At 58.7% G+C, this 15,424-nt stretch carries 13 protein-coding genes and 1 pseudogene; 5 read left to right on the forward strand and 9 right to left on the reverse strand.

Annotated features, from left to right (window positions below; translation table 11 throughout):
• Positions 1-43: 43 nt before the first annotated feature.
• The gene (locus tag AACY44_RS12245; protein WP_339427629.1) at positions 44-619 is read left to right on the forward strand and encodes a DUF6436 domain-containing protein; all 576 of its coding nucleotides are present in this window, start codon (positions 44-46) and stop codon (positions 617-619) included.
• Positions 620-650: 31 nt separating this feature from the next.
• Entirely contained in the window at positions 651-3,005 is a 2,355-nt protein-coding gene (locus AACY44_RS12250; RefSeq protein ID WP_339530335.1) for a penicillin acylase family protein, read from the forward strand.
• Positions 3,006-3,076: 71 nt separating this feature from the next.
• On the opposite strand, the gene AACY44_RS12255 is transcribed toward AACY44_RS12250, so the two are convergent.
• The 7 genes from AACY44_RS12255 to AACY44_RS12285 all read right to left on the reverse strand — a co-directional run bounded on the left by AACY44_RS12255 (position 3,077) and on the right by AACY44_RS12285 (position 11,429).
• The gene (locus tag AACY44_RS12255; protein WP_339415202.1) at positions 3,077-3,961 is read right to left on the reverse strand and encodes an ABC transporter permease subunit; all 885 of its coding nucleotides are present in this window, start codon (positions 3,959-3,961) and stop codon (positions 3,077-3,079) included.
• The gene (locus AACY44_RS12260; RefSeq protein WP_370467850.1) at positions 3,958-4,878 is read right to left on the reverse strand and encodes an ABC transporter permease subunit; all 921 of its coding nucleotides are present in this window, start codon (positions 4,876-4,878) and stop codon (positions 3,958-3,960) included. The genes AACY44_RS12255 and AACY44_RS12260 overlap by 4 nt, the downstream gene beginning before the upstream one ends.
• Entirely contained in the window at positions 4,875-6,017 is a 1,143-nt protein-coding gene (locus tag AACY44_RS12265; protein ID WP_339415201.1) for an ABC transporter ATP-binding protein, read from the reverse strand. Before AACY44_RS12265 ends, AACY44_RS12260 begins: the two co-directional genes overlap by 4 nt.
• A gap of 64 nt (positions 6,018-6,081) precedes the next feature.
• A complete protein-coding gene (locus AACY44_RS12270) occupies positions 6,082-7,176 on the reverse strand; it encodes a polyamine ABC transporter substrate-binding protein (RefSeq protein WP_339415200.1) in 1,095 nt (364 codons plus the stop codon).
• A gap of 180 nt (positions 7,177-7,356) precedes the next feature.
• Positions 7,357-8,451, reverse strand: a complete 1,095-nt coding sequence (locus AACY44_RS12275; RefSeq protein ID WP_339415452.1) for a polyamine ABC transporter substrate-binding protein — start codon at positions 8,449-8,451, stop codon at positions 7,357-7,359.
• A gap of 196 nt (positions 8,452-8,647) precedes the next feature.
• Positions 8,648-10,012, reverse strand: coding sequence for an aspartate aminotransferase family protein (locus tag AACY44_RS12280; RefSeq protein ID WP_339530337.1), 1,365 nt, complete (start codon positions 10,010-10,012; stop codon positions 8,648-8,650).
• Between the two features lie 58 nt (positions 10,013-10,070).
• Positions 10,071-11,429, reverse strand: coding sequence for a glutamine synthetase family protein (locus AACY44_RS12285; RefSeq protein WP_339415198.1), 1,359 nt, complete (start codon positions 11,427-11,429; stop codon positions 10,071-10,073).
• Positions 11,430-12,037: 608 nt separating this feature from the next.
• Between AACY44_RS12285 and AACY44_RS12290 the strand changes: the two genes are divergently transcribed.
• Positions 12,038-13,414, forward strand: a complete 1,377-nt coding sequence (locus AACY44_RS12290; RefSeq protein ID WP_065874419.1) for a glutamine synthetase family protein — start codon at positions 12,038-12,040, stop codon at positions 13,412-13,414.
• Between the two features lie 245 nt (positions 13,415-13,659).
• Positions 13,660-14,301 carry a TetR/AcrR family transcriptional regulator gene (locus tag AACY44_RS12295; RefSeq protein WP_339456002.1) on the forward strand — a complete coding sequence of 214 codons (642 nt, stop codon included), beginning with the start codon at positions 13,660-13,662 and terminating at the stop codon, positions 14,299-14,301.
• 20 nt (positions 14,302-14,321) lie between these two features.
• Here AACY44_RS12295 and AACY44_RS12300 read toward each other — a convergent pair whose 3' ends face one another.
• Both AACY44_RS12300 and AACY44_RS12305 read right to left on the reverse strand, forming a co-directional pair.
• Positions 14,322-14,579: a bacteriocin immunity protein gene (locus AACY44_RS12300; protein WP_339530339.1), complete on the reverse strand. Its 258-nt coding sequence runs from the start codon at positions 14,577-14,579 to the stop codon at positions 14,322-14,324.
• Between the two features lie 10 nt (positions 14,580-14,589).
• Positions 14,590-14,835: a bacteriocin immunity protein gene (locus AACY44_RS12305; RefSeq protein WP_339530348.1), complete on the reverse strand. Its 246-nt coding sequence runs from the start codon at positions 14,833-14,835 to the stop codon at positions 14,590-14,592.
• Positions 14,836-14,899: 64 nt separating this feature from the next.
• Here AACY44_RS12305 and AACY44_RS12310 point away from each other — a divergent pair.
• A pseudogene (locus AACY44_RS12310) lies at positions 14,900-15,424 on the forward strand (transposase); the annotation flags it as partial.

Genomic DNA, 15,424 nt, shown 5'->3' on the forward strand with positions numbered 1-15,424 from the left:
GGACAAGCATGGCAAGCTACGCGACCTCTGAGGATACATCTGAATGCGACAGCCCTACCGCACCGCCCTGTTCGCCAGCCTTATCCTGGTTATCTGCACCGGCGTGCTGTGGGCCGCATATGACTGGTTCCAGGGCCGCTACCTGCGCGCCTTCAGCGAATACACGGCGGTGTTTTCCGGCGACCCATTGAAGCTGCCGGCCGAGCTCGCCGGCCCAGGCCCGATTCGCCTGGTGCACTTCTGGGACCCGGCCTGCCCGTGCAATGTCGGCAACCAACAACACCTGGGCGAACTGATCGAGCACTACGCACCCCAAGGGGTCGAGTTCTATGCGCTGCAAAAACCTGGGAGCCACGGCCAACTGCCCGACAACCTGCGCACAATGAAAACCCTCACCGCCCTGCCCGGCGCCGACCAAGTGCCAGCCAGCCCGGCGGTGGGCATTTGGGATCGCAGCGGCAAGCTCGCGTATTTCGGGCCCTACAGCGAAGGCCTGACGTGCAATTCCGGCAACAGTTTTATTGAGCCGATCTTGAAGGCCCTTGGAGCGGGGCGCGAGGTGAATGCCACGCACACCCTGGCGGTGGGCTGCTATTGTTCCTGGCTAAAAGGCTCGTAACTCGCCACCCCTCTCTTGGTAAGGAATGTTCATGAAGCGCGTCTTGCGGACTCTCGCGGTTCTTGTAGTGCTGGTGGCGCTCGGCGCCGGCTGGTACGTGTACAGCAAGCAGCCGACCCGCCAGGGCACGGTTGAGCTGGCCAACCTGCAAGGCTCGGTCACCGTGCGCTACGACGACCGCGGCGTGCCACATATTCGTGCCGAGAACGAAACCGACCTGTATCGCGCCCTGGGCTACGTCCACGCCCAGGACCGCTTGTTCCAGATGGAGATCATGCGGCGCCTGGCCCGTGGCGAGCTGGCCGAGGTGCTTGGGCCCAAGCTGCTGGAAACCGATAAGCTGTTCCGCAGCCTGCGCATTCGTGACCGCGCCGCCACTTATGTGGCGCAGTTGGATCATGAGTCGGCGCACTGGAAGGCCCTGCAAGCCTACCTGGACGGGATCAACCAATATCAGGACAGCCACGCCCGCCCGATGGAGTTCGACGTGCTGGGCATTCCCAAGCGGCCGTTCACCGCCGAGGACAGCATCAGCGTCGCCGGGTATATGGCCTACAGCTTTGCTGCCGCATTTCGTACCGAGCCTCTGCTGACTTACGTACGCGACCAACTGGGCAGCGACTACCTGAAAGTCTTCGACCTCGACTGGCAACCTCAGGGCGCCCTGAACCTCGCCGCCAGCGATTGGCAAACCCTCGGCGCCATCGCCGCCCTGAGCGAACAGGCCTTGGCCGACAATGGCTTGCCGCAGTTCGAAGGCAGCAACGCCTGGGCTATCAGCGGCAACCGCACCCAGAGCGGCAAACCGTTGCTGGCGGGTGACCCACATATTCGCTTCTCGGTGCCATCGGTGTGGTACGAGGCGCAGCTGTCGGCGCCGGGTTTTGAGTTGTATGGCTATCACAACGCACTGGTGCCGGTGGCGTTCCTGGGGCACAACCTGGATTTCGGTTGGAGCCTGACCATGTTCCAGAACGATGACCTCGACCTCATCGCCGAGAAGGTCAACCCGGAAAATGCCAATCAGGTCTGGTACCACGACCAGTGGGTCGACATGACCAGCACCGAGCAACAGATCGCGGTGAAAGGCCAAGCGGCCGTCACGCTGACCCTGCGCCAATCACCCCACGGCCCGATCATCAATGACGTGCTCGGCGAGAGTGCCGGCAAGACGCCGATTGCCATGTGGTGGGCGTTCCTCGACACCCAGAACCCGATCCTCGAAGGTTTCTACCAGCTCAACCGCGCCGACACCCTGGCCAAGGCGCGCGCGGCGGCGTCGAAGGTGTCTGCGCCGGGGCTGAATATTGTGTGGGCGAATGCCAAGGGTGATATCGGCTGGTGGGCGGCGGCGCAATTGCCAATTCGTCCAGCCGGTACCAATGCCGGCTTTATCCTTGACGGCGGCAGCGCCCAGGCCGACAAGCTGGGCTTCTACCCCTTCAGCGCCAACCCCCAGGAAGAAAACCCGGCGCGTGGCTACGTGGTGTCGGCCAACGCGCAACCTGTCTCGCCCACCGGCATGGAGATTCCCGGTTATTACAACCTGGCCGACCGTGGGCAGCAGTTGAACGCGCAGTTGAGCGATAAGAGCGTGAAGTGGGATGTCGACAACAGCCAGGCCTTGCAACTGGGCACCACCACCGCTTTCGGCCCACGCCTGCTGGCGCCGCTGTTGCCGGTGCTGAGTGAGGTGGTCAAAGACCCGGCGCAGTTGAAACTGGTGGAGCAACTGGCCACCTGGAAAGGTGATTACCCGCTGGACTCAACCAGCGCCACGCTGTTCAACCAGTTCCTGTTCAACCTGGCCGACGCCGCTTTCCACCCGAAACTCGGCGATGGCATGTTCAAGACCCTGCTCAGCACCCGCGTGATCGACGCCGCACTGCCACGCCTGGCCGCCGCGCCGGATTCGCCGTGGTGGGACGGCAAGCGCGCCGACACCGTCAAGCTCGCCTGGGACAACAGCCTCGCGCACCTCAAGGCCACTTTCGGCGATGACCCAAGCCAATGGCAGTGGGGCAAGGCCCATACCCTGACCCACGGCCACCCGCTGGGCTCGCAGAAGCCATTGGACCTGATCGTGAATGTCGGCCCGTTCCCGGCGCCGGGTACCCACGAAGTGCCCAACAACCAGTCGGCCCCTATCGGCCCGGCACCGTGGCCAGTGACCTACGGGCCTTCCACCCGCCGCCTGATCGATTTCGCCGATGCGGCTCACGCACTGACCATCAACCCGGTCGGGCAAAGCGGGGTGCCGCTCGACAAGCACTATGGCGACCAGGCAGAAGCCTACATCGAAGGCGGCTATGAGCAGGCGCATTTCAGCGATGAGGAAGTGACGGCGAATACGCGCGGCATTCTTAAATTACTGCCTGCGAGATAGCGGCCTGTAAACGCGATCAATGTGGGAGCTGGCCGCAGGCCAGCTCACACATTTTTACCGCGCTCCGTCAGTTAGACCGGTGCAGGCGCCCGGCGCTTGTCCGGCTGTTTCCAGCCATCCGCCGCCGCTTCTTCAATCGCTTGCTGGATAGCCTTCTTGCGGTGTTCTTCGGCACGGCGGCTGAAGAACCACACCAGGAAGGTCACCAACGACACCGCCAACAGAATCAAGCTCGCCACGGCGTTAATCTCGGGCTTAACCCCAAGGCGCACCGCCGAGAACACTTCCATCGGCAAGGTGGTCGAACCCGGCCCCGACACAAAGCTGGCCAGTACCAAGTCATCCAGCGACAGCGCGAACGACATCATGCCGCCCGCTGCCAGCGACGGTGCAATCATCGGGATGGTGATCAGGAAGAACACCTTCCACGGCCGCGCCCCCAAATCCATCGCCGCTTCTTCGATCGACAGGTCCAACTCACGCAAGCGCGCTGACACCACCACCGCCACATAGGCTGCGCAGAACGTGGTGTGCGCGATCCAGATGGTGACAACGCCACGCTCTTGCGGCCAACCGATCATCTGCGCCATCGCCACGAACAGCAGCAACAGCGACAGACCAGTGATCACTTCCGGCATCACCAACGGCGCGGTCACCAGGCCGCCGAACAGCGTGCGGCCCTTGAATTGGCTGATGCGCGTCAGCACAAACGCTGCCAACGTGCCCAGCGCCACCGCAGCCAGCGCCGTGTAGCAGGCGATTTCCAGGGAACGCGCCACCGACCCCATCAACTGCGTGTTGTCGAGCAGGCCCACGTACCACTTGATCGACCAACCGCCCCACACCGTCACCAGCTTGGATTCGTTGAACGAGTAGATCACCAAGATCAGCATCGGCAGGTAGATAAACAACAACCCCACTACCAGCATGAAACTCGAGAAACTGAAGCGCTTCATATCTTGCCCTCCAACTCTTTGGCTTGGCTGCGGTTGAACAGGATGATCGGCACAATCAGGATCGCCAGCATCACCACCGCCAGGGCAGACGCCACCGGCCAGTCACGGTTGTTGAAGAACTCTTGCCACAACACTTTACCGATCATCAGGGTTTCCGGGCCGCCTAGCAGTTCCGGGATCACGAACTCGCCCACCACCGGGATGAATACGAGCATGCAGCCGGCGATGATGCCATTCTTGGACAGCGGCACGGTGATTTTCCAGAAGCTATTGAAGGTGCTCGAACCCAAGTCCGATGCGGCTTCCAGCAGGCTCTGGTCATGTTTCACCAGGTTGGCATACAGCGGCAGGATCATGAACGGCAGGTACGAATAGACCACGCCGATGTACACCGCGATGTTGGTGTTAAGGATCTGCAGCGGTTCGTTTATAACCCCCATCGACATCAGGAAGCCATTGAGCAAACCGTTGTTGCTGAGAATGCCCATCCACGCATACACGCGAATCAGGATCGCAGTCCAGGTCGGCATCATGATCAGCAGCACCAGCACGGTCTGCATCTCTTTGCGCGCGGAAGCAATGGCATAAGCCATCGGATAGCCGATCAGCAGGCACAACAGCGTGCTGAAAAACGCCATCTTGAGCGAGCCCAGGTACGCGGCGATATACAGCTCATCGCCCGCCAGCAAACTGTAGTTCGCCAGGTTCAGCACCAGTTCCAGCTTCTGCTCAACGTAGGTGTAGATCTCGGTGTACGGCGGGATCGCAACCTCGGCTTCGGCAAAGCTGATTTTCAATACGATGAAAAACGGCAGTGCGAAAAACAGGAACAGCCAGAGGAAAGGAATCCCGATGACCACCTGCTTGCCACTGGGGATTATGCGATCCAAGCGCCGCTTGAACTTCTTCATATTCATGAGCGAAGTACCACGCCGCTGTCGTCTTCCCACCAGACGTAGACCTGGTCACCCCAGGTCGGACGCTGCCCACGGCGCTCGGCGTTGGCGACGAAGGACTGCACCAGCTTGCCGCTCGGCAGCTCCACGTAGAACACCGAGTGGCCGCCCAGGTAAGCAATGTCGTGCACCTTGCCGCTGGACCAGTTGTGCTCGCAGGTCGGCATTTCGGTGGTGACCAGCAGTTTTTCCGGGCGGATGGCGTAGGTCACCGACTTGTCTTCAACAGCGGTGGCGATGCCGTAGCCCACGTAGATGTCGCGGTCCAGGTCCGGGCACTTGAGCACCGCGTGGCCTTCGGCGTCATCCACCACTTGGGTGTCGAAGATGTTGACGTTGCCGATGAACTCGCACACCAGGCGGCTGGTGGGCGTTTCGTAGATGTCGATCGGGCTGCCAATCTGGGCAATCCAGCCCAGGTGCATGATCGCGATGCGCTCAGCCATGGTCATGGCCTCTTCCTGGTCGTGAGTCACCATCACGCAGGTCACGCCCACGCGCTCGATGATCTCCACCAACTCCAGCTGCATCTGCGAACGCAGCTTTTTGTCGAGGGCGCCCATCGGCTCATCGAGCAGCAGCAGTTTCGGGCGCTTGGCCAGGGACCGCGCCAGGGCCACACGCTGACGCTGGCCACCAGACAACTGGTGCGGCTTGCGCTTGGCGTACTGGCTCATCTGCACCAGCTTGAGCATCTCGGCCACGCGGGCGTCGACTTCAGCCTTGGGAATCTTGTCCTGTTGCAGGCCGAACGCAATGTTCTGCGCCACCGTCATGTGTGGGAACAAGGCGTAGGACTGGAACATCATATTGATCGGCCGCTCGTAGGGCGGCATGTCGGTGATGTCCACATCGTCGAGGTAGATGCGCCCTTCAGTCGGGCGCTCGAAACCTGCGAGCATGCGCAGCAAGGTGGACTTGCCCGAACCCGAACCGCCGAGCAAGGCGAAGATTTCGCCTTTCTTGATTTCCAGGGACACATCGTCCACGGCAATCGTCTCGTCGAACTTCTTCGTGACCCGGTCGATTTTGACCAGCACCTTTTTCGGTGTCTGGTCGCCCTCGAGGGCTTTCTTATAGGCGCCGGAGGCAACTGCCATTTACGAAACTCCCAACAAAATTTGCAGCTCACCCGATGTGGGTGAACCTTGGATAGTCTGAGCCTTACTTGCCCGTCTTGACCCTGGTCCAGCTACGGGTCATCAAACGTTGCACTTTCGGGGGTAGCTCGAAATTGACAAATGTCCGATCGAGAACCGCCTGCGGTGGGTAAACCGCTTCGTCGGTGCGTATCGATTGCTCCATCAGCTTGTCCGCCCCAGGGTTAGGGTTGGCGTAACCGACGTGATCACTGACCTGAGCGATCACCTCAGGCTGCAGCAAATAGTTGATGAAGGCGTGGGCTTCCTTGACGTTGGCGGCATCCTTGGGGATCGCCATTACGTCAAACCACAGGTTGCCGCCTTCTTTCGGAATCGTGTAGGCGATGTTCACGCCCTTGCCCGCCTCGGCCGCGCGGGCCTTGGCCTGGAACACATCACCGGAAAAACCTGCGGCCACGCAGATGTTGCCGTTGGCCAGGTCGGAGATGTATTTAGACGAATGGAAGTAGGTCACGTAAGGACGCACTTTCAGCAGTTTTTCCTCGGCTTTCTTGTAGTCGGCCGGGTTTGTGCTGTTGGGGTCCAGGCCCATGTAGTTGAGCACCGCGGGCAGCATTTCATCCGCCGAGTCCATGAACGACACACCGCACGTGGCCAGCTTCTTCATGTTCTCCGGCTCGAACAGCACGGCCCAGGAATCGATCTTGTCGACACCCAGCACTTCCTTCACTTTATCGACGTTGTAACCGATGCCGTTGGTGCCCCACAGGTACGGCACGGCGTACTGATTGCCCGGGTCGTTTTTTTCCAGACGTTTGAGCAGCACTGGGTCAAGGTTGGCGTAGTTCGTCAGCAATGACTTGTCGAGCTTCTGGAACGCCCCGGCCTTGATCTGCTTGCCGAGGAAGTGGTTGGACGGCACCACCACGTCGTAGCCGGTACGCCCGGCCAGCAGCTTGCCTTCCAGGGTTTCATTGGAATCGAACACGTCGTACACGGGCTTGATGCCGCTGGCCTTTTCAAAGTTGGCCAGGGTGTCGTCGCCGATGTAGTCCGACCAGTTATAAATATTCACAGTCGGGGCGGCCTGCACGCTGACAGCCAGCGTGATACCTGCACCCACCAGCAAGGCTTTGCGAAATAAAGAAATTGGCAAGTGGAGGTCCTCTTGAATAGTTGGGCCTTAAAGTTGTTGCCCGGCAACAAAACCGGCGCGCAACTTACCTTCGATAAACCGATCCGGCAAAACTTTCTGTCATTTAATTTGCAGGAGGCGGTTTGGGTGGAAGCGGACTTGCTCGCCCCCACACAAACTCGCGCCTACAGGTTTACCGCCTTATCTACCGGACTTGATCTTGGTCCAGCTGCGTGTCATTTCACGCTGGGTTGCCGCCGGCAAGTCCGCAATGGCATAGAGCTTGGCCTGCACCTCTGCTGACGGGTAAATGCCTGGATCGCTTGTGATGTCCTTGTCGACCAGTGCGGTCGCCTTCTCGTTACCGTTCGGGAAACGTACGCTGTTGGTGATCGAAGCCATCACTTGCGGCTTCAGCAGGTAGTTCATGAACGTGTAGGCCGAGTCGACGTTTTCGGCATCTTTAGGGATGGCGATCATGTCGAAGAAGCTGCCGGCACCTTCTTTAGGAATGTCGTAGGCCACTTTCACCTTGCCACCGGCTTCAGCCGCGCGGGACTTGGCCTGCTGGATGTCACCCGAGTAACCCACGGCGACGCAGATGTTGCCGTTGGCCAGGTCCGAGATGTACTTGGACGAGTGGAAATAGCCGATCGAAGGACGGATCTTCAGGAATAGCGCCTCGGCTTGCTTGAGGTCGTCTTTCTTCTGGCTGTCAGTCGGCAGGCCCAAGTAGTGCAGCGCGATCGGCAACATTTCGGTTGGCGAATCAAGGAAGCTCACGCCGCAGCTTTTCAGCTTGGCGATGTTCTCAGGCTTGAACAGCACGTCCCACGACTCGATCTTGTCCACGCCCAGCGCGGCCTTGACCTTCTCCGGGTTGTAGCCGATGCCGATCGAGCCCCACATGTACGGGAAGGCGTGCTTGTTGCCCGGGTCGCTGACCGACACGGCCTTGAGCAGGGATTTGTTCAGGTTGTCGTAGTTGGACAGCTTGGACTTGTCCAGCTCCTGATACACACCGGCCTTGATCTGCTTGGCGAGGAAGTTGTTCGACGGTACGACGATGTCGTAGCCGGACTTGCCTGCCAGCAACTTGGCTTCCAGGGTTTCGTTGCTGTCAAAAACGTCGTACACCACTTTGATGCCCGACTCTTTTTCAAAGTTGGCGATGGTGTCCGGTGCAATGTAGTCGGACCAGTTGTAGACGTGCAGCACTTTATCGTCTGCCTGGGCAGCGCCCGCAATTGCGCCCATCAGGGACAAGGCGAGGAGGGTCTTGCCAGCGTTCTTCAAACCTAATGCCTTCATTTGGTGATGCTCCAATTTTTCTTTTTTAGGCCACGTTCTTACAAGGTCCTGCGGCCCGTCTAACAGGGCAACAAAACAGGGCGACAGTCTGGCAAGTTCTGAGGCCGGCTTTCAACCAAAGCCTCATTTATAACGGCTCGATGCGCAACGCTCGAAAGCCGCCGCGCACTGAGCCTAGCACTTAGCCCTGCAATGCCGCCAAAGTCAGGTCCAGGCAGTGGCGAGCCTTGGTCACCAGCTCGTCAATTTCGGCCTTACTGATCACCAGCGGTGGCGAAATGATCATGGTGTCGCCCACGGCGCGCATGATCAGGCCATTCTCGAAGCAGAACGTGCGGCAGATCATGCCTGCGCCCTTGCCTTCGTAACGTTTGCGCGTGACCTTGTCCTGCACCAGCTCAATCGCACCGAGCATGCCCACGCCGCGCACTTCACCCACCAGCGGATGATCAGCCAGCTCCCTCAGACGTTTCTGCAAATACGGTGCCGTTTCGTCATGAACGCGACTGACGATTTTCTCATCGCGCATGATGCGGATGTTTTCCAGCGCCACCGCAGCGGCGACCGGGTGACCGGAGTAAGTGAAGCCGTGGTTGAAATCACCGCCTTCGTTGAGTACTTCCACCACGTCATCGCGCACGATCAGGCCACCCATGGGGATGTAACCCGAGGTCAGGCCCTTGGCGATGGTCATCATGTGCGGCTTGAGGTCGTAGAAATCGCTGCCGAACCACTCGCCGGTACGGCCGAAACCGCAGATCACTTCGTCGGCCACAAACAGAATGTCGTACTTGGCGAGGATTTCCTTGATGCGCGGCCAGTAGCTGGCGGGCGGTACGATCACGCCACCGGCACCCTGGATCGGCTCGGCAATAAAGGCACCGACGTTGTCCACGCCCAGTTCAAGGATCTTCTCTTCCAACTGATTGGCCGCCCACACACCGAATTCTTCCGGGCTCATGTCGCCGCCTTCGCCAAACCAGTACGGCTGGGCGATGTGGGTGATGCCCGGGATCGGCAAGTCGCCCTGTTCATGCATATACGTCATGCCGCCCAGGCTGGCGCCGGCTACGGTAGAGCCGTGGTAGCCATTCTTGCGGCTGATGATGGTTTTCTTGTTTGGCTGGCCTTTGATCGCCCAGTAATGGCGGACCATGCGCAAAATGGTGTCGTTGCCTTCGGAACCGGAACCGGTAAAGAACACATGGTTCATGCCGGCAGGCGCGATGTCGGAAATGGCCTTGGCCAGCTCCAACACCGGTGGGTGAGCGGTCTGGAAGAACAGGTTGTAGTACGGCAGTTCTTTCATCTGCTTGGCGGCGGCGTCAGCCAGTTCATCGCGACCGTAACCGATCGCCACGCACCACAGGCCGGCCATGCCGTCGAGGATCTTGTTGCCTTCGCTGTCCCACAGGTAAACACCGTGGGCTTTGGTGATGATCCGTGGGCCTTTCTCTTTCAATTGCTTGAAGTCGCTGAACGGCGCCAGGTGGTGATCGCTGCTCAAAGCTTGCCATTCACGGGTTTGCGGGTTGTTGCTGGACATACCAATCTCCTAGACTTTTCAGGTGAGGGCGCGCCTTTTCCAGGGCGCGCCCGGCGCATCAGACGGCAAAGAGCAGGAATTCCCGCTCCCACGAACTGATCACGCGCTTGAAGTTTTCATGCTCGGCCCGCTTGACCGCGACGTAGCCTGTGATGAATTTCTGACCCAGGTATTTCTCGATGGTCTTGCTGTTTTCCATGCGCTCAAGGGCGTCCTCGATGGTCAACGGCAGGCGCAGGTTGCGTCGTTCGTAACCACGCCCCACCACAGGCGCGCTCGGCTCATGGCCTTCGACCATGCCGATGTAGCCACACAGCAGGCTGGCGGCAATCGCCAGGTAAGGGTTGGCGTCGGCGCCCGGCAGGCGGTTTTCCACACGACGGCTCTGCGGGCCGGCATCCGGTACGCGCAGGCCGACCGTGCGGTTTTCTTCGCCCCACTCCACGTTCACCGGCGCCGACGTATCGGGCAGGAAGCGACGGAACGAGTTCACGTTGGGGGCAAACAGCGGCAGCAATTCAGGAATGAATTTCTGCAGACCGCCAATGTGGTTGAGGAACAGCTGGCTCATGCTCCCGTCTTCATTGGAGAAGACGTTCTTGCCGGTGGCGATGTCGATGATGCTCTGGTGCAAGTGCATCGCACTGCCAGGCTCGCCGGTCATCGGCTTGGCCATAAAGGTGGCGGCCACGTTGTGCTTGAGTGCGGCCTCACGCATGGTGCGCTTGAACACCAGGATCTGGTCGGCCAGAGACAGGGCATCGCCGTGACGGAAGTTGATTTCCATCTGCGCCGTGCCGTCTTCATGAATCAGCGTGTCGAGGTCCAGTTCCTGCAGCTCGCACCAGTCGTAGACGTCTTCGAACAAAGGGTCGAATTCGTTGGCGGCTTCTATAGAGAAGGATTGCCGACCAGTCTCCGGGCGACCGGAACGGCCAATCGGCGGCTGCAGCGGGAAGTCCGGGTCCTCGCAACGTTTGGTCAGGTAAAACTCCATCTCCGGTGCCACGATGGGCTGCCAACCTTTGTCGGAGTAAAGCTTGAGGACTTTCTTGAGCACGTTGCGCGGCGACAGCTCGATCGGGTTGCCTTGCTTGTCGTAGGTGTCGTGGATCACCTGGGCGGTGGGCTCGATGGCCCAGGGCACCAGAAATACCGCGTTCTGATCGGGGCGGCAGATCATGTCGATGTCGGCCGGGTCGAGCAATTCGTAATAGATGTCGTCTTCGACATAGTCGCCAGTCACGGTCTGCAACAGAACGCTCTCGGGCAGGCGCATGCCTTTTTCAGCGATGAACTTGTTGGTTGGCGAGATCTTGCCACGGGTGATACCCGTAAGGTCGCCAATCATGCATTCGACTTCTGTGATCTTGTGGTCTTTCAACCAATCGGTGAGCTGGTCGAGGTTGTTACTCATAAATGCCTCTGGGCTGGGTTTCCTGGCATCCGTTAAAGGCCAGGCGTTGTTTGACGCAGCATCCGCGTCGTTTTTTCATTCAGGGTAGGAGCTTACCTGCCATTTGCTGCAGCGTTGCATTCCTCAGGCCAAACTCGTGCAGAATCATGAGCAGCACCCTGCACGGGAGCCGCTCAGAAGCAGGCAAGAGGAAAGCGAGTGGGCAAAGACGAGGTCAGCCGAGGCGTCAAGAATATTGACCGGGCTACGGGTGTTTACACAGGAAGAATTGAATGATGACAAAGCCTGTCTGAAGCAGGCAGAGACGCCAAGTGGAGGCAGGCGAAACATGAAGCACCCCGGTATTATTGCTGTTATGGGTTTGAATCGAGCTTAGCCTTGTTCATTTTTTTACACAACTCCCCCGTAAAAAATACAACACGGCCCGCTCAAGCCTGCGAGTCCCAAGCCTTTCAAACCCAAAAAGCCGCCCCAAAAAGCCTCAAAAAAGCCCTCAGGGCGCTTTTTTAGGGCAAAAAATGCCTCGCTTGACTTCGGCATGCCGTTCGGGTTGACTGAAACCAGAAAAGATCAATGATTGATATTTTTAACAACAAAGGTGTTGCATCATGTCGGTACCCCCGCGTGCCGTTCAGCTTAATGAAGCGAACGCGTTCCTTAAGGATCATCCTGAGGTTCTGTACGTAGACCTTCTAATTGCGGATATGAATGGTGTGGTGCGCGGCAAGCGCATCGAACGCACCAGCCTCCACAAGGTTTACGAGAAGGGCATTAACCTGCCTGCCTCTTTATTTGCTCTGGATATCAATGGCTCTACGGTGGAAAGCACCGGCCTGGGCCTGGACATCGGTGATGCTGACCGAATCTGTTATCCAATCCCCGACACCCTGTGCAATGAGCCGTGGCAAAAGCGCCCTACCGCGCAACTGCTGATGACCATGCACGAACTGGAAGGTGAGCCGTTCTTCGCCGATCCGCGCGAAGTGCTCCGGCAAGTTGTCAGCAAATTTGACGACCTCGGTCTGACCATCTGCGCTGCCTTCGAGCTTGAGTTCTACCTGATCGACCAGGAAAACGTGAACGGCCGCCCACAACCGCCCCGCTCGCCGATCTCCGGTAAACGCCCGCATTCGACACAGGTCTACCTGATCGACGACCTCGACGAATACGTCGACTGCCTCCAGGACATCCTGGAAGGTGCCAAAGAGCAAGGCATCCCGGCCGACGCCATCGTCAAGGAAAGTGCCCCGGCGCAGTTCGAAGTGAACCTGCACCACGTCGCCGACCCGATCAAAGCGTGTGACTACGCCGTATTGCTCAAGCGCCTGATCAAGAACATCGCCTACGACCATGAGATGGACACCACCTTCATGGCCAAGCCTTACCCAGGCCAGGCAGGCAACGGTTTGCACGTACATATTTCGATCCTGGATAAAGACGGCAAGAACATCTTTGCCAGCGAGGATCCCGAGCAGAACGCCGCATTGCGTCACGCGATCGGCGGTGTGCTGGAGACCCTACCCGCTCAAATGGCGTTCCTATGCCCTAACGTCAACTCCTACCGACGTTTCGGCGCACAGTTCTACGTGCCGAACTCGCCGTGCTGGGGCCTGGATAACCGCACCGTGGCGATCCGCGTACCGACCGGCGCAGCCGATTCCGTGCGGATCGAACACCGCGTGGCTGGCGCCGATGCCAACCCTTACCTGCTGATGGCTTCGGTTTTGGCAGGCGTGCACCACGGCCTGACCAACAAGATCGAGCCGAATGCACCAGTGGAAGGCAACAGCTACGAGCAGAACGAGCAAAGCCTGCCAAACAACCTGCGTGATGCTCTGCGCGAGTTGGATGACAGCGAGGTGATGGCCAAGTACATCGATCCTAAATACATCGATATCTTCGTCGCCTGTAAGGAAAGTGAGCTGGAGGAGTTCGAACACTCCATCTCCGACCTTGAGTACAACTGGTACCTGCATACCGTGTAAGCGGTGGTTGCAGTAAAAAGAGCGCCGCAGACCTTATGGCCTGCGGCGCTTTTTTTGTGGCGAGGGAGCTTGCTCCCGCTGGGCTGCGAAGCGGCCCCAACAAGATCACCGAGTCCTTTCAGGCAGAGCGGGGTGGCCTGCTTTAGGGCTGCTGCGCAGCCCAGCGGGAGCAAGCTCCCTCGCCACAAGGTATGGATCGCCTTCAAGCTCTGCGTACAATGCCCGCTGCCTTGTAGGAGACTTCCATGACCACCCGCCCCGCCGCCCCTCGCAAACCCCGCGCCCGCAGCCAGGCCCGGATCGACGCGATCCTCGACGCCGCCCGCACGTTGCTGGCAGCCGAAGGCGTGGCCGGTTTGTCGATCTACAGCGTGGCCGAGCGCGCACAGATTCCGCCGTCGTCGGTGTATCACTTCTTCGCCAGTGTGCCAGCACTGCTGGAAGCGTTGACCGCTGACGTCCACGCCGCCTTCCGCGCCGCAATCCAGGCGCCCATCGAGCATGATTCGCTCAAGCACTGGCGCGACCTGTCTTACATCGTCGAACAGCGCATGCTCACCATCTACAGCAACGACGCCGCCGCCCGCCAGTTGATCCTGACCCAGCACGGGCTGACCGAAGTGAATCAAGCGGACCGCCAGCATGATCTGGAGTTGGGTGACTTGATGCTGGCCGTATTCAACCGGCACTTTGAAGTGCCGAGCTTGCCTGCGGACATGGATGTGTTTGCGTTGGCGCTGGAGCTGAGTGATCGCGTGTACGCGCGCTCGGTGCATCAGCATGGGCTGATCACGCCGCGTATGGCTGAGGAAGGGATGCGGGTGTTCGATGCGTATGTGGGGCTGTATTTGCCGATGTATTTACCCAAGCGGTCCGCATCGGCCTGAACAACCAATAACGCCATGTTTCATGCGGATCTAAAGCCAGACAAGCCATTGGCCTGACGCCAAGCCTTGATCGTTTGAGTAATAGCCTCCGGCGTACACACATCATCGGACGGTGCGTAGTAAATCAAATCCGATCCATCTGGATGCCCCGTCAGCGCTCTAAATTGTTCAAGCAGTATGTCCAACTTCTCATCGGAATCAGCTTCATTCTCCCTGAATATCTCCTGTATAAATTTTATGAACTGCTCTTCGGTATAGTCTGAGATGTTATTCCCCATACATTAAGCCTCAGGACTCTTTGAAACTCGGCAAGCCATTGGCTGCACGCCAAGCTTTGACTGTACGAGTGATGCCTTCGACCGAGTCATCAGCACCCTTCTCTGGGTAACAAATCAAATCAGCACCTGCGGGGTGCTCCGTCAGACGCTCAAATTCATCAAGCAAAGGATCTAGTACATCATCTGAGGCCTCGGAATTAGCTATAAATAGCTCTTCCATAAAACTGATAAATTGAGCCTCTGCATATTCAGAAATTGTAGTGGTTTAATGAAACCGGACACCCATTTAGGCGAGAATGCTCGCCAAATCGAGGTGTCAGATGACCAAACAACGCCGTACCTTTTCCCCTGAATTCAAACGCGAGGCTGCCGACCTCGTTATCAAGCAGGATTACAGCTTCATTGAGGCCAGCCGCTCGCTTGGTGTCGGCGAGTCGGCTTTGCGCCGATGGGTCGACCAGGTGCAGCAAGAACGCACGGGCGTCACCCCGCAGAGCAAAGCGCTGACCCCGGAGCAGCAGAAAATCCAAGAGCTGGAAGCCCGAATTGCTCGCCTTGAGCGGGAAAAATCGATCTTAAAAAAGGCTACCGCGCTCTTGATGTCGGAAGATCTCGAGCGTTCGCGCTGATTGACCAGTTGAGCATCCACGAGCCGGTTGATTGGCTGTGCAAGGTGTTTGAAGTGACCCGCTCGTGCTACTACGCTCGGCATCTCAGGCGCCGCACACCGGATGTAGAACGCCTTCGATTGCGCAGTCGGGTGAACGAGTTGTTCACCCAAGGCCGCAGTGCTCCAGGTAGCCGTAGCATCATGGCTATGATGCAGGACGACGGCGAGCAGATCG

Origin of the sequence: Pseudomonas sp. RA_15y_Pfl1_P11 (assembly GCF_963970975.1) — a bacterium.
Classification (GTDB): Bacteria; Pseudomonadota; Gammaproteobacteria; order Pseudomonadales; family Pseudomonadaceae; genus Aquipseudomonas; species Aquipseudomonas tritici.

Coding starts and splice junctions, on each gene's coding strand:
- AACY44_RS12250 (WP_339530335.1), top strand. CDS start 651: ATGAAGCGCGTCTTGCGGACTCTCGCGGTTCTTGTAGTGCTGGTGGCG.
- AACY44_RS12295 (WP_339456002.1), top strand. CDS start 13,660: ATGACCACCCGCCCCGCCGCCCCTCGCAAACCCCGCGCCCGCAGCCAG.
- AACY44_RS12260 (WP_370467850.1), bottom strand. CDS start 4,878: ATGAATATGAAGAAGTTCAAGCGGCGCTTGGATCGCATAATCCCCAGT.
- AACY44_RS12285 (WP_339415198.1), bottom strand. CDS start 11,429: ATGAGTAACAACCTCGACCAGCTCACCGATTGGTTGAAAGACCACAAG.
- AACY44_RS12300 (WP_339530339.1), bottom strand. CDS start 14,579: ATGGGGAATAACATCTCAGACTATACCGAAGAGCAGTTCATAAAATTT.
- AACY44_RS12255 (WP_339415202.1), bottom strand. CDS start 3,961: ATGAAGCGCTTCAGTTTCTCGAGTTTCATGCTGGTAGTGGGGTTGTTG.
- AACY44_RS12245 (WP_339427629.1), top strand. CDS start 44: ATGCGACAGCCCTACCGCACCGCCCTGTTCGCCAGCCTTATCCTGGTT.
- AACY44_RS12280 (WP_339530337.1), bottom strand. CDS start 10,012: ATGTCCAGCAACAACCCGCAAACCCGTGAATGGCAAGCTTTGAGCAGC.
- AACY44_RS12265 (WP_339415201.1), bottom strand. CDS start 6,017: ATGGCAGTTGCCTCCGGCGCCTATAAGAAAGCCCTCGAGGGCGACCAG.
- AACY44_RS12290 (WP_065874419.1), top strand. CDS start 12,038: ATGTCGGTACCCCCGCGTGCCGTTCAGCTTAATGAAGCGAACGCGTTC.